We start from the raw sequence: 13,039 nt of genomic DNA on the forward strand, positions 1-13,039 counted from the left end.
GGGACGTTGGCAGGAAACCAGAGCCTGCCAACGTCCCTCTTTTCGATCTATAGAGTGAGTACAGGAGTGACGCGCATGACGACGAAGAAACCACCGGCGCCGATCGCGCGCATGACGGTGATCACGCTGGGTGTCGCGGATATGCGCAGGAGCATTGCCTTCTACGAAGCGCTGGGCTTTACGCGAAAGGCCCGTGCCTCGGGCGATGCCATCGCCTTTTTCGACACCGGCGCCAGCGTCCTCGCGCTGTTTCCATGGGATCAACTGGCGCAGGATGCGACATTGCCTGACCATCCAAGGCCGCAGGCGTTTCGCGGCAGCACGCTGGCGTGGAATTGCCGCTCCGAAGGCGAGGTCGATGCGGTCCTCGCTTTCGCTGTCGATTGTGGTGGATCGCTTCTGAAGCCAGCGCGAAAGACCGATTACGGTGGCTATTCCGGCTACTTTGCCGACCCGGACGGGCACGCCTGGGACGTGGTGACGGCACCGGGGATCGAGGTCGGTGATGACCGGCGGGTGCGTCTGGACGATTAAAGACCCGACCTGAATAGCGGGCATGATCCTGAGTTCCCGGTTGCACCCCGGGAGCTGCTTCAGCAGGATCCTCCGATGATTCGAGATGCGAAGAAGAAAGCGCCGGCCAAGCCGCGCAAGATCGTGGTCGCGCCGAGCTTCACGCGCGAGCGCACACTGCTCAAGAAAGGCATCTGGCCGGTGGCTGGTTGCGACGAGGCCGGGCGTGGTCCGCTGGCCGGACCGGTTGTTGCCGCCGCGGTTGTGTTGGACCCGAACAACATTCCAAAAGGCCTCGACGATTCCAAGAAGCTGACAGAGAGTAAGCGCGAGGCGCTGTTCGAGGAAATCTGCGCTACGTCGTCCTTTGCCGTCGCCTACGCATCACCCGCCCGGATCGACCGCGACAATATCCTGCGGGCCTCGCTCTGGGCGCTGGCGCGTGCCGTCGCGTCGCTCCCGGACGCGCCGAAACATGTGTTTGTCGACGGCCGCGACAAGATCGATACGAAGGCCGATTGCGAGGCCGTCATTGGCGGCGATGCGTTGGTGCTCTCCATCGCAGCAGCCTCGATCATCGCCAAGGTGTCGCGCGACCGGCTGATGTGCCGGCTGGCCGAGGATTGTCCGGGCTATGGTTTCGAGGTCCATAAGGGCTATGGCGTGCCGCAGCATATGGCCGCGCTGAATGAATTGGGGCCCAGCATTCATCATCGCAGCCTGTTCGCGCCGGTTGCTGCGGCGCGTGCGCGTCATCAGGCTGGCGTCCGTGCGGCAGGTCTGATCGAAGTCCACACCACCATCGATATCGAGATATCCGCCTGAGCGCTCAGGCGGTTGCCTCTCTTGGCTCTGCGCCGTATCACCTGAGCACGCTTCATTCCCTGCTGGCCGGTCCAGACGTTCAATGCGTTTCACCTCCCTGATCGTCGAACTGATCCGCGCCCGGCCACGGCTGGTGTTCTGGATCGTCGTGCTGTGTCAGGCCGCGATCTGGCTCGTCGTCCCCCTGCTGCTGTATCGCGGGCCGCCGGGCGATCTCGCCACCGTGTTGGCCTATGGCCGGGAATATCAAGTCGGTACCCATATGGGACCGCCGCTGGCGTTCTGGCTGGCGGACATCGCCTTTCGGGCCGCCGGCAATCATGTTTTCGGTGTCTATCTGCTGGCGCAGATCTGCGCCGTCCTCACTTTCCGCGCGGTCTATCAGCTGGGCAGTGCCATCGTCGGCGGCCCGCAGGCTGTCATCGCCGTGCTGCTCACCATGACGGTTACGGCCTTTAGCACGCCCGGCATCGAATTCGGCCCGCTGATCCTCGCGCGTCCGCTCTGGGCGATGTTCCTGCTGCATGCCTGGCTCGCGATCGGGCAGGGCCGTCGCAATGCCTGGTTCGCGCTGTCCATCGAGGCCGGCCTGCTGCTGCTGACCACGCCTCATGCCATGTGGCTGCTGCCGCTGCCACTCGTCTTCGGGCTCGCGACATCGCGCGGCAGGCGTAACCTTGCTTCGTTCGATCCGCTTTATGCGCTGCTGGTCATCGCGGTGCTGACATTGCCATGGGCCATGTGGGTGATCCGGGCCGGCGCACCAATTGTGCCTGTACCGCCGCAACTGACCGATATCGCCAGCCAGGCGCGGCAGTGGGGCGTGCTGATGGCCTGGCTGCTTGCGTCAATTACCGGCGTGATCGTGCTGACGGTGATGAACTGGGGCCGCATCGTTCCTAAGACCGAGGAAGCTCCGATCATCTTCCGCCCGCCGGTCGATCCGCTGGCACGGGGCTATGTGTTTTTCTTTGCACTCGCGCCGGGATTGCTCGGCAGCCTGTTCGCCGCGCTTTACGGCCTCGATCGCGTTGTCGGCGGCGCCGGCATTGCGCTGGTCATGTCGGGTCTCGCCGTGGTCGTGGCGTCGGGCGATCTGATCGCGCTGCGGCGCCAGCGCGTGCTGCGCAAGGTCTGGGCCTTCGCCATCATTGCGCCTGCGCTGGCAGCCTTCGCCAGTCTTGTGATTCTGCCTTGGGTCGACGGCCCCGAAGACGTGACGGCGCTTCCCGCGCGCGAGATCGGACGCTTCTTCGGCGAGAGCTTCGAGCGCCGGACCAATAAGCCATTGCCGGCGGTGGCCGGCGATGCGCAACTCGCAGCACTGATCGGCATGAGCGCGTCACGGCCGCATCTGCTGAACGATGCGGCGCCTTCGCGCACGCCATGGATGACACCAGCGAAGTTCGCCGAAACCGGCGGCGTCGTGGTGTGGCGCGCAGCGGATACAATCGGTACGCCGCCTGCAGACATTGCGCAGCGTTTCCCCAACCTCGTGCCGGAAGTCCCGCACGCCTTTGAGCGTCTGGTGAATGGCCGGCAACCTTTGCTGCGGATCGGTTGGGCAATTGTCCGGCCAAAGGCGCCCTAGATGAAACGCCCTCGCTAGCTCGTCCTGCCCGATGGCGCTTCCAGTGCCTTGGCGATGGATCGCAGATCCATCCAGGTCATCCGTTTATAAGACGGCGAGCGCAGCAGATAGGCGGGGTGGAACGTCGCCAGTGCTTTGATCTTGCGGGTGCCGGTGTCGTAGTCGACCCAGCGTCCCCTGGACTTCATGATGCCGTCGCGGGTCTGCAGCAGTGTCTGTGTCGAGGGATTGCCCAGCGTGATGAGGATGTCCGGATTCACCAGCTCGATCTGGCGCTGGATGAACGGCAGGCAGATTTGCGTCTCCTGCGGCGTCGGCGTGCGGTTGCCCGGCGGCCGCCATGGAATCACATTGGCGATATAGACGTCGGTGCGCTTCAGGCCGATCGCGCGCATCATCAGATCGAGCAGTTTGCCGGAGCGGCCGACGAAGGGCAGGCCCTCGATATCCTCGTCGCGGCCGGGTGCCTCGCCGACGAACATGATCCGCGCCTGTGGATTGCCGTCGGCAAACACCAGTTGGGTCGCGGTCGATTTCAGGGCGCAGCCGTCGAATGTATCCAGCATGCCACGCAGCACCTCGAGCGAGGGCGCGGTGCGCGCGGCGTCCCGGGCGGCGGCAATCGCCACGTCCGGGGCGACCTCGACGCGGGCAGGCGGGCGCGGCGGTGGAGGCGGCATGCCATTCAGCGGTGGTCGCTTCGGCGCGCTGTCGGACAGCTCCCGGGCAGGCGGCGGGAGGTCGTCCGACAGCCGGTTCACCGGCTCATCCATCAATGCGCAATCGACCCCAGCCTCCAGATAAAAGGCGAGCAGTTGCGCAACGCTGGGCTGGGGTTCAGGCGTCATGAGAGGGGGTCACAGGCATGCCAGCAATCTAGGCCGGATCGCCGCCCAGTGAAACGCCCCCTGTGCATTTAGGTGGTTGTTCTTCCGCCAAAAATCGGAAACAACAGCCCTTAGAAGCGTTCTGAACGGGTTGGAAACGGGTCTGAGACGAGATTATGAGCACTGAAGAACTTCCGCCGCGCGAGTCTATGGAATTCGACGTCGTCATCGTCGGTGCCGGCCCCTCCGGTCTGTCGGCTGCGATCCGGCTGAAGCAGCTCAATGCGGACCTGTCCATCGTCGTGGTGGAGAAGGGTTCCGAGGTCGGTGCGCACATCCTGTCCGGCGCGGTGATCGATCCCGTCAATCTCGACAAGCTGATCCCGGATTGGCGCGAGGATGCGGACTGCCCGCTCAAGACCCAGGTCAAGGACGACCAGTTCTATTTCATGACCAAGACCGGCGGCTTCAAGCTACCGAACTTCTTGATGCCGCCGCTGATGAACAATCATCACTGCTACATCACCTCGCTCGGCATGGTGTGCCGCTGGCTGGGTGCGAAGGCGGAGGCGCTCGGCGTCGAAATCTATCCCGGCTTCGCAGCTGCCGAGACGCTGTATGACGACAATGGCGCCGTGCGCGGCATTGCCACTGGTGACATGGGCATCGGCCGCGACGGCAAGCCGAAGGATTCGTTTACGCGCGGCATGGAACTGCTCGGCAAATACACGTTGTTCGCCGAAGGGGCACGTGGCTCGCTGACCAAGCAGATCATCGCCAAATTCGCCCTCGACAAGGATTGCGAGCCCGGCAAGTTCGGCATCGGCATCAAGGAAGTCTGGCAGATTGATCCGGCCAAGCACCAGAAGGGCACGGTGAAGCACTCGTTCGGCTGGCCGCTCGACAACGATGTCGGCGGCGGCACGTTCCTGTACCACTACGATGATAACCTCGTGGCTGTCGGCTTCGTGCTGCATCTGAACTACGAAAACCCTTATCTCTATCCGTTCGAGGAATTCCAGCGCTTCAAGACCCATCCGCTGATCCGCGACACGTTCGAAGGCGGCAAGCGCCTCGCCTACGGTTCGCGTGCGATCACCGAGGGTGGCTATCAGTCGGTGCCGAAGCTGGTCTTCCCGGGCGGCGCGCTGATCGGCTGCGCCGCTGGCTTCGTCAACGTGCCGCGCATCAAGGGCGTTCACAACGCCATGGCGTCAGGCATGCAGGCCGCGGAACACGTCTCCGCTGCGCTGGCGGCAGGTCGCGCCAATGACGAGTTGATGGAATACGAGACCGGCTGGCGATCGTCCTCGATCGGCAAAGATCTCTATCCGGTCCGCAACGCCAAGCCGCTGTGGTCCAAGTTCGGGACCCTCCTCGGCAACGCGCTCGGCGGCTTCGACATGTGGTGCAACACGCTCGGCTTCTCGCTGTTCGGGACCCAGAAGCATGAGAAGCCGGATCGCAAGGCGCTCAAGCCCGCCAAGCAGTATCAGCCGATCGTCTATCCGAAGCCGGACGGTAAGATCACCTTCGATCGTCTGTCCTCGGTGTTTCTGTCGAATACCAATCACGAAGAAGACCAGCCGATCCATCTCAAGGTTGCCGACATGGCGCTGCAGAAGTCGTCGGAGCACGACGTCTTTGCCGGCCCGTCGAATCGCTATTGCCCGGCAGGCGTCTATGAGTGGGTTGAAGAGTCGAGCGGTGCGCGATTCCAGATCAATGCGCAGAATTGCGTCCATTGCAAAACCTGCGACGTGAAGGACCCCAACGGGAACATCACCTGGGTTCCGCCGGAAGGTGGCGGCGGCCCGAACTACGAGGCGATGTAACCGGCTCGCTGATTACGATTGTGTGAGCGGCGGCGCCTGTTCGCGGGCCGCTACACCGGCCGGATGTCACGATAACGCCACAGTGCGAGCGTTCTCAGGGACAGTGGCGCAATCCGGCGGCCCAATTGCTGACAGGCTTCAAGGTGCCATTGGTGCGATCGCGCCCCCGATCCTTGCGATTGACCGCCAAACGCGGCATTGTTGACATGCGCACTATTGCCGGGTCGGCTGCGCATCCGAGCCTGTCTTGCAGTCCTGCTCGCATTTTGCTCGATATCCTGCCCGTAAATCCTGGAGCTAGGCGAACCCTATGTTGTCCATCCGTTTCAATCGTTTGACGCTCGCTGCCGCCACGGTCGCCGTTCTCGCGATGCCCGGTCAGCTGCTGGCGCAAACCCCGGATCATACCGGCGATAGCTCGGCTGCCCAGTTTCCCACCTCCCGTGACCTGAAGTCGCTCACCACCGCCGGCAGCTATCTGGCCGCCCGCCACGCCAGCGTCGAGCGCGATGCGACCTCGGCTGCGGCGTTTTACCGCTCCGCGCTGCGCACTGATCCGAAGAACAATGAACTGCTCGATCGCGCCTTCATCTCCTCGCTCGCCGATGGCGATATCGAAGAGGCCGTGAAGCTCGCCGATCGCATCCTGACCATCGACAAGTCGAACCGCGTCGCCCGTCTCGTTGTGGGTGTGCGCGATCTCAAGCTGAAGAAATATGCTGCCGCGCAGACCAATATCAACCAGTCGGTGCGCGGCCCGATCACCGACCTCGTTGCGACGCTGCTGTCGGCCTGGGCCGGCTACGGCGCCGGTGAGAGCAAGACGGCGATTGCCAATATCGACAAGCTGGCCGGTCCGGAATGGTATCCGATCTTCAAGGATCTGCATGCCGGCCTGATCCTCGATCTTGCCAACAAGCAGAAGGATGCGGGCGCCCGTTTCGAGCGCGCCTACAAGCTCGACGACTCCGCGCTGCGCGTGGTCGATGCCTATGGCCGCTGGACCTCGCGCAACAAGGACGACGCCGCAGCGCTCGGCATCTACGAGACCTTCAACAAGAAGCTCGCCCGTCACCCGCTGGTGCTGGAAGGTATCCGCGAGACCAAGGCCGGCAAGAAGCTGGCACCGCTGGTCGACAGCCCGCAGGCTGGCGCTGCTGAAGCACTTTATGGCATTGGCGCGTCGCTGACCCGCCGCGGCGGCGAAGACCTCGCGCTGGTCTATCTGCAGCTCTCGCTCTATCTCAAGCCGGACCACTCGCTGGCGCTGCTGTCGCTCGCCGACCTCTATGAGTCGGTGAAGAAGCCGCAGATGGCCATCAAGGTCTATGAGCGCGTGCCCGCCAATTCGGCGCTGAAGCGCAATGCGCAGATCCAGCAGGCCACCGATCTCGATGCGGCCGATCGCAGCGATGAAGGCATCAAGATTCTCAAGGGCGTTGTCGCCGACGATCCCCGGGATCTCGAAGCCATCATGGCGCTCGGCAATATTGAACGCGGTCGCAAGAAATTCGCGGATTGTTCCGAAACCTATACCAAGGGCATCGACGTCATTGCCGCCAACCAGGACAAGCCGAACTGGGTGTATTTCTACTTCCGCGGCATCTGCCTGGAGCGTTCCAAGCAGTGGGCCAAGGCTGAAGTCGACATGCGCAAGGCGCTCGAATTGCAGCCCGAGCAACCGCATGTGCTGAACTATCTCGGCTATTCCTGGATCGATCAGGGCATCAATCTCGATGACGCCATGAAGATGATCAAACGCGCCGTCGATCAGCGTCCGGACGATGGCTACATCGTCGACTCGCTCGGCTGGGCCTATTACCGCATCGGCAATTTCGACGATGCCGTGAAGCAGCTCGAACGCGCCATCGACCTGAAGCCGGAAGATCCGACCATCAACGACCATCTCGGCGATGCCTACTGGCGCGTCGGTCGCAAGCTGGAAGCCAAGTTCCAGTGGCAGCACGCCAAGGATCTGAAGCCGGAAGCCGAAGAGATTCCGAAGATCGAAGCCAAGATGGAAAACGGTCTGTCGGACGAGCCATCGTCGTCGGCTGCATCCAACGACAAGAAAAAAGAAGACGGCAAAGGCGGCTAATTCCATGGTTGGGGGCACGACCGGTTCAACGAGCCCGGTTCTCGAAGAAGATGCGCGCGCCAAGGTCAATCTGACCCTGCGCGTCATCGGCCGTCGAGTTGACGGCTATCACGATCTCGAAAGCGTCGTGGCCTTTGCCGATTGCGCCGATAGATTGACGCTGGATGCGGGCGGCGATCTGTCGCTGACCGCGACCGGCCCGCGCGCGCAGGAATGCGGCGACACCGCCGATAATCTCGTGATCAAGGCCGCTCGGCTGCTCGGCGAGCGCGTCGAGGGTCTCACATTCGGGCGCTTTGCACTCGACAAGCACTTGCCGGTTGCCGCCGGCATTGGCGGCGGGTCGGCGGATGCTGCCGCAGCGCTCCGCCTCTTGGTGCGCGCCAACAATCTCGAAATGGACGATCCCCGCGTGCTCGAAGTGGCGCGCCTGACCGGTGCCGATGTGCCGGTTTGCGTGCCGTCGCACGCCTGCGTGATGACGGGCGTGGGCGAAAACCTGCTGCCGCTCAGCATTCCGCGTTTGCCCTGCGTGATGGTCAATCCGCGCGTGCCGGTAGCGACCAAGGATGTGTTCAAGGAGCTCGGCCTGAAGAATGGCGAGCTGCGTGTCGGCGTCAAAGACGTCCTGAAACGGGCCACCTGGCCGAATGAAGGCGGCTCACTCGATGCCTGGATCGACGCGCTCAATGCCGGAACCAATGATCTTGAAGCGCCCGCATTGAAGGTCGAGCCTGTCATCGACACGGTGCTGTCGGCCTTGCGCGACGCTGAAGGTGTTCGGTTGGCCCGCATGTCGGGTTCGGGCGCGACCTGTTTTGCGCTGTTCGGCAATGACACCGACGCGCAGCGCGCGGCCGGTGCCATTCAACTCGCCCACCCGCTGTGGTGGGTGCATGCCGGCGCGCTGAGCTAGCGCGCTTTTTCCCTCGCCCCGCCTGCGGGGAGAGGGTGGCGCGGACGAAGTCCGCGACGGGTGAGGGGGAGCCAGCGAGTGAAACACTGGCTCCCCCTCACCCGGATCACTCGCTGCCGCTCGTGCTCCGACCTCTCCCCGCAAGCGGGGCGAGGTTAAGAAAAGCGACTAACTGCTCCAGCCTGCGCTGTATCCGCCATCCACGGTGTAGATCACGCCGGTCGTATAGCCCGCGCGCTCTGACGCCAGAAACGTCATCATGTCGGCGATCTCGCGCGGTTTCGCAGCGCGGCCGAGTGGCAAGCCCTGCTGCAATTCCCGGAAACGGTTCTCGTCCCCGAATTGCGCCTTGGCGCGCGTCTTCATCAGCGTGATGTGGCGCTCGGTCTCCACCGGGCCGGGATTGATGCCGACCACGCGGATATTGTCCTTCAGGCTCTTTCCGCCCAGCGCCCGCGTAAACGCCATCAGCGCGGCATTGCCGGCGCTGCCGCAGATGTAATTGGCGTCGAACTTCTCGCCGGCAGCCCCGATGTCGTTGACGATCACGCCATGACCGCGCGCCTTCATCTGCGCATAAATCAGCCGCGTCAGATTGATGAAGCCGAACACTTTGAGGTCCCAGGCATGGCGCCAGGTCGGCTCGTCGATCTTGTCGAGCGAGCCGCCGGGAATATCGCCGGCATTGTTGACGAGGATGTCGATATCGCCGGCGGCAGCCGCCAGCGACGCCAGATCGTCCGGCTTGCGCAGATCGACGCCATGCACGGCGACATCGATCTGGTGGCTGGATCGCAGCCGGTCTGCCAAGGCTTGCATCTGCTCCACATTGCGGGCCGCGAGGCGGAGATCGCAGCCTTCTTCGGCAAACGCTTCCGCGGCCGCCGCGCCGATACCCTTGGATGCGCCCGTGATCAGGACGCGCTTGCCGCGCAGATGAAGATCCATGGAATGCCTCGGGATTGCAGGAGGGAGTGGCTGCGACAGAGTTAGGCCCGTGCGGCAAAACCGGTCAACATTGCAGTGCAGCGTTGATCGCAGGCCGGCTTTGGTCCACATCTGCAGGCAGAATTACTGGCGAAGGAACCCCCACGTGAGCGCACAAAAAGAATATCGGATCGCGGTCATCCCCGGCGACGGCATCGGCAAGGAAGTCATGCCGGAAGGCCTGCGCGTCCTTGAAGCGGCAGCGAAAAAGCATCGTGTGAAGGTGCATTTCGATCATTACGACTTCTCGTCCTATGACTATTACGAGAAGCATGGCCAGATGATGCCGGACGACTGGAAAGCGCAGATCGGCAAGCATGATGCGATCTATTTCGGCGCCGTCGGCCTCCCGGCAAAGATTCCGGATCACATTTCGTTGTGGGGCTCGCTGATCAAGTTCCGGCGCGAATTCGACCAATACGTCAATCTGCGCCCGGTGCGCCTGATGCCCGGCGTGCCCTGTCCGCTGGTCGGCCGCAAGCCCGGCGACATCGACTTCTGGGTGGTGCGCGAGAATACCGAGGGTGAATACTCATCGGTAGGCGGTCGCATGTTCCCGGACACCGACCGTGAATTCGTTACCCAGCAGACGGTGATGACCCGCACCGGTGTCGACCGCATCCTGAAATTCGCGTTCGATCTCGCGCAGTCGCGGCCGAAGAAGCACCTGACCTCGGCGACCAAGTCCAACGGCATCGCGATTACGATGCCCTATTGGGACGAACGTGTGAAGGCGATGGGCGCGAACTATCCCGATGTGAAGTGGGACCAGTATCATATCGACATCCTCACCGCGAATTTCGTAATGCATCCGGACTGGTTCGACGTCGTGGTTGCATCCAACTTGTTTGGCGACATCCTGTCCGATTTGGGCCCGGCCTGCACCGGCACCATCGGCATCGCGCCATCCGGCAATATCAATCCGACTGGCGATTTCCCGTCGGTGTTCGAGCCGGTGCATGGCTCGGCGCCGGATATTGCCGGGCAGGGCATCGCGAATCCGATCGGTATGATCTGGTCCGGCGCGATGATGCTGGAGCATCTCGGCGAAAAGGCTGCTGCGGATTCCATCGTCAAGGCGATCGAACGCACACTCGAAGAGCGTACACTGCGGACGCGCGATCTCGGCGGTCAGGCCGATACCGGCGCTTGCGGCAAGGCCGTCGCTGAGATGATCGAGTAATCTCCTGCTACTGATGCGCAAAAAAATGCCCGGCGTCATGCCGGGCATTTTCGTTTCAGGATAGCTCGAAGGTTAGGCGGCGATCCGCCGGCAATGCTTCCACGCCGCCGCGATCAAATTCACGCTCGCTTCCGGCGTGCGGAAAGCCGAATGCGCCGATAGCGTCACGTTCGGCAGTGTTGTCAGCACATGGCCAGCCGGCAGCGGCTCGATGTCGAACACGTCGAGGCCGGCATGGCGCAGATGACCGGACCGGAGCGCATCGATCATCGCCGCTTCATCGACCACGGCTCCGCGCGCTGTGTTGACGAGAACGGCTCTCTTTTTCATCTGGCCGATACGTTCGCGGGTGATCATGCCGCGGGTTTCGTCGTTCAGCAGAAGATGAATTGAAACGACGTCGCTCTGCGACAGCACGGTTTCCATGTCAGTGAACTCGACACCGGGATGGGTCTTCGGCGACCGGTTCCAGGCAATCACCTTCATGCCCGAACCGAGCGCAATACGCGCGACTTCCGCAGCGATGCCGCCGAAGCCGATCAGACCAACCGTTTTGCCAGTCAGCTCCATGCCTTCATCGCGCAGCCAGTTGCCGGCCCGCATTTCACGGTCTTGCTGGGCAAGGCCGCGCGCAGCAGCCCACATATGCGCGATGGCGCATTCGGCAACGGCCGTATCGCCATAGCCGCGGATCAGGTGGACTTCGATCCCCAGCTCGGCGAGCTCCTCGATATGCATATAGCTGCGCGCACCGGTGCCGAGAAACACCACATGCTTCAGGCCGGCGCACTGCTTGGCCACATCGGTCGGCAGATAGGTGTGATCGACGATGGCGATCTCGGCGCCGTCCAGCACCTCAGGCAAATCGGCCGACTTGATGTCCTCATCCCGATTGATCTTGATTGCGATGTCGCCCGGCTGCGTCAGCCGTTCCAGAATCTTCGCCAGCTCTTCGCTGGCATCGACGAATACACCCCGCATCACTATCCCCTGTCTGTCTTCGTTACTTCGATGCGACGCCGGCAAGCGCCAGCACCGTATGCATCAATACATTGGCGCCGGCGGCGCAATCTTCCTGCGTCGAGCTTTCGAGCTCGTTGTGGCTGATACCATCCTTGCTCGGAATGAACACCATCGCTGTCGGCATGATGTTGTTGAGGTTGCAGGCGTCGTGGCCGGCGCCTGAGGTGATACGGCGATGCGAGTAGCCGAGCGACGTCGCGGCCGTCTCAACCGCATTGACGAAGTCCTTGTTGAAGTGCGTCGGCGGCTTGTGCCAGACCTTGTCGAAGGCGACGTCAACCTTGCGATGCGCGGCGATCTCCTTGATGGCATCGCGCACGCCTTTCTCGATGGCGTCCAGCTTGCCGGCGTCGGCGCTGCGCAGATCCATGGTGAAGGCGATCTCGCCGGGGATCACGTTGCGCGACGGATTTGCGATCACGGCTTCGCCGATAGTGCCGAGCGCGCCGATATTGCTGACGACACGCTCGGTGGCCAGCACGATCTCGGACAGTGTCGCCAGCGCATCCTTGCGCAGCGGCATCGGGGTCGAGCCGGCATGGCTCTCGAAGCCGGTGATCTTGCCGTCGAACCACAGCACGCCCTGGCCGGAATCGACCACGCCGATGGTCTTGCTTTCGGCCTCCAGGATCGGGCCTTGCTCGATATGCAGTTCGACGAAGCCCGAGAATTTCTGCGTGCCGACCGCAACGTCGCCGCGATAGCCAATCTCGTCGAGCGCTTCGCCGACGGTGACACCTGCAATGTCCTTGCGCGACAGAATGTCGTCGGTGGTGAAGTCGCCGACATAGGCAGCGGAGGCCATCATCGCCGGCGCAAAGCGCGAGCCTTCTTCATTGGTCCAGTTGGCGATGCAGATCGGCATCTCGGTCTCGATGCCGGCATCGTTGAGCGTGCGCACGACTTCGAGTGCGCCGAGCACGCCCAGAATGCCGTCGAACTTGCCGCCGGTCGGCTGGGTGTCGAGATGCGAGCCGACGCCGATCGGGGCCTTCGACATGTCGCGGCCCTTACGCAGCGCGAACATCGAGCCGAGGGCATCGACATGCACCTCCAGGCCGGCATCTTCGCACGCCTTGCGGAACCAATTGCGCACCAATTTATCTTCAGGCCCGAGCGTCAGGCGTCGCACGCCGCCTTTTGGGGTGCCGCCGAATTTCGCTGTCTCGTTGATCGTGTCCCACAGCCGTGCGGAATCGATTTTGAGGTTGTCGCCAAGCTTGGTCATGCGGTCTGTCCCG

The 13,039-nt window shown here is 62.7% G+C and carries 11 protein-coding genes; 7 read left to right on the forward strand and 4 right to left on the reverse strand.

The window, feature by feature from the left end:
• Positions 1-75: 75 nt before the first annotated feature.
• The 3 genes from AB7828_RS25870 to AB7828_RS25880 all read left to right on the forward strand — a co-directional run bounded on the left by AB7828_RS25870 (position 76) and on the right by AB7828_RS25880 (position 2,929).
• Complete coding sequence (locus AB7828_RS25870; protein ID WP_175368748.1) at positions 76-534, forward strand: VOC family protein; 459 nt, start codon at positions 76-78, stop codon at positions 532-534.
• Between the two features lie 75 nt (positions 535-609).
• Positions 610-1,338, forward strand: coding sequence for a ribonuclease HII (locus tag AB7828_RS25875; RefSeq protein WP_175368749.1), 729 nt, complete (start codon positions 610-612; stop codon positions 1,336-1,338).
• Positions 1,339-1,420: 82 nt separating this feature from the next.
• On the forward strand, positions 1,421-2,929 hold the full coding sequence (locus AB7828_RS25880; protein WP_441231545.1) for a glycosyltransferase family 39 protein: 1,509 nt from the start codon (positions 1,421-1,423) through the stop codon (positions 2,927-2,929).
• Between the two features lie 14 nt (positions 2,930-2,943).
• Here AB7828_RS25880 and AB7828_RS25885 read toward each other — a convergent pair whose 3' ends face one another.
• Entirely contained in the window at positions 2,944-3,777 is an 834-nt protein-coding gene (locus AB7828_RS25885; protein ID WP_441231546.1) for a uracil-DNA glycosylase, read from the reverse strand.
• A gap of 155 nt (positions 3,778-3,932) precedes the next feature.
• Between AB7828_RS25885 and AB7828_RS25890 the strand changes: the two genes are divergently transcribed.
• From AB7828_RS25890 to AB7828_RS25900, 3 genes are all read left to right on the forward strand, one after another.
• Positions 3,933-5,591, forward strand: coding sequence for an electron transfer flavoprotein-ubiquinone oxidoreductase (locus tag AB7828_RS25890; RefSeq protein ID WP_231078090.1), 1,659 nt, complete (start codon positions 3,933-3,935; stop codon positions 5,589-5,591).
• A 310-nt stretch (positions 5,592-5,901) separates the two neighbouring features.
• Positions 5,902-7,689 carry a tetratricopeptide repeat protein gene (locus AB7828_RS25895; RefSeq protein ID WP_231078089.1) on the forward strand — a complete coding sequence of 596 codons (1,788 nt, stop codon included), beginning with the start codon at positions 5,902-5,904 and terminating at the stop codon, positions 7,687-7,689.
• A 4-nt stretch (positions 7,690-7,693) separates the two neighbouring features.
• Entirely contained in the window at positions 7,694-8,605 is a 912-nt protein-coding gene (locus AB7828_RS25900; RefSeq protein WP_441231547.1) for a 4-(cytidine 5'-diphospho)-2-C-methyl-D-erythritol kinase, read from the forward strand.
• Positions 8,606-8,773: 168 nt separating this feature from the next.
• Here AB7828_RS25900 and AB7828_RS25905 read toward each other — a convergent pair whose 3' ends face one another.
• Positions 8,774-9,553 (reverse strand): SDR family oxidoreductase, encoded by a 780-nt coding sequence (locus AB7828_RS25905; RefSeq protein ID WP_441231548.1) that lies wholly within the window; start codon positions 9,551-9,553, stop codon positions 8,774-8,776.
• A 145-nt stretch (positions 9,554-9,698) separates the two neighbouring features.
• Here AB7828_RS25905 and AB7828_RS25910 point away from each other — a divergent pair, with 145 nt between their 5' ends.
• The gene (locus AB7828_RS25910) at positions 9,699-10,775 is read left to right on the forward strand and encodes a tartrate dehydrogenase (protein ID WP_439057167.1); all 1,077 of its coding nucleotides are present in this window, start codon (positions 9,699-9,701) and stop codon (positions 10,773-10,775) included.
• A 72-nt stretch (positions 10,776-10,847) separates the two neighbouring features.
• On the opposite strand, the gene AB7828_RS25915 is transcribed toward AB7828_RS25910, so the two are convergent.
• Together AB7828_RS25915 and AB7828_RS25920 are read right to left on the reverse strand one after the other, a co-directional pair.
• On the reverse strand, positions 10,848-11,756 hold the full coding sequence (locus tag AB7828_RS25915; protein WP_439057168.1) for an NAD(P)-dependent oxidoreductase: 909 nt from the start codon (positions 11,754-11,756) through the stop codon (positions 10,848-10,850).
• A gap of 22 nt (positions 11,757-11,778) precedes the next feature.
• A complete protein-coding gene (locus AB7828_RS25920; RefSeq protein ID WP_231078085.1) occupies positions 11,779-13,026 on the reverse strand; it encodes a Zn-dependent hydrolase in 1,248 nt (415 codons plus the stop codon).
• Positions 13,027-13,039: the final 13 nt, after the last annotated feature.

This window comes from Tardiphaga sp. 215_C5_N2_1 (genome assembly GCF_052076055.1).
Lineage (GTDB): Bacteria > Pseudomonadota > Alphaproteobacteria > Rhizobiales > Xanthobacteraceae > Tardiphaga > Tardiphaga robiniae.

Coding starts and splice junctions, on each gene's coding strand:
- AB7828_RS25890 (WP_231078090.1), top strand. CDS start 3,933: ATGAGCACTGAAGAACTTCCGCCGCGCGAGTCTATGGAATTCGACGTC.
- AB7828_RS25885 (WP_441231546.1), bottom strand. CDS start 3,777: ATGACGCCTGAACCCCAGCCCAGCGTTGCGCAACTGCTCGCCTTTTAT.
- AB7828_RS25920 (WP_231078085.1), bottom strand. CDS start 13,026: ATGACCAAGCTTGGCGACAACCTCAAAATCGATTCCGCACGGCTGTGG.
- AB7828_RS25875 (WP_175368749.1), top strand. CDS start 610: ATGATTCGAGATGCGAAGAAGAAAGCGCCGGCCAAGCCGCGCAAGATC.
- AB7828_RS25895 (WP_231078089.1), top strand. CDS start 5,902: ATGTTGTCCATCCGTTTCAATCGTTTGACGCTCGCTGCCGCCACGGTC.
- AB7828_RS25915 (WP_439057168.1), bottom strand. CDS start 11,756: ATGCGGGGTGTATTCGTCGATGCCAGCGAAGAGCTGGCGAAGATTCTG.
- AB7828_RS25870 (WP_175368748.1), top strand. CDS start 76: ATGACGACGAAGAAACCACCGGCGCCGATCGCGCGCATGACGGTGATC.
- AB7828_RS25880 (WP_441231545.1), top strand. CDS start 1,421: ATGCGTTTCACCTCCCTGATCGTCGAACTGATCCGCGCCCGGCCACGG.
- AB7828_RS25905 (WP_441231548.1), bottom strand. CDS start 9,553: ATGGATCTTCATCTGCGCGGCAAGCGCGTCCTGATCACGGGCGCATCC.
- AB7828_RS25900 (WP_441231547.1), top strand. CDS start 7,694: ATGGTTGGGGGCACGACCGGTTCAACGAGCCCGGTTCTCGAAGAAGAT.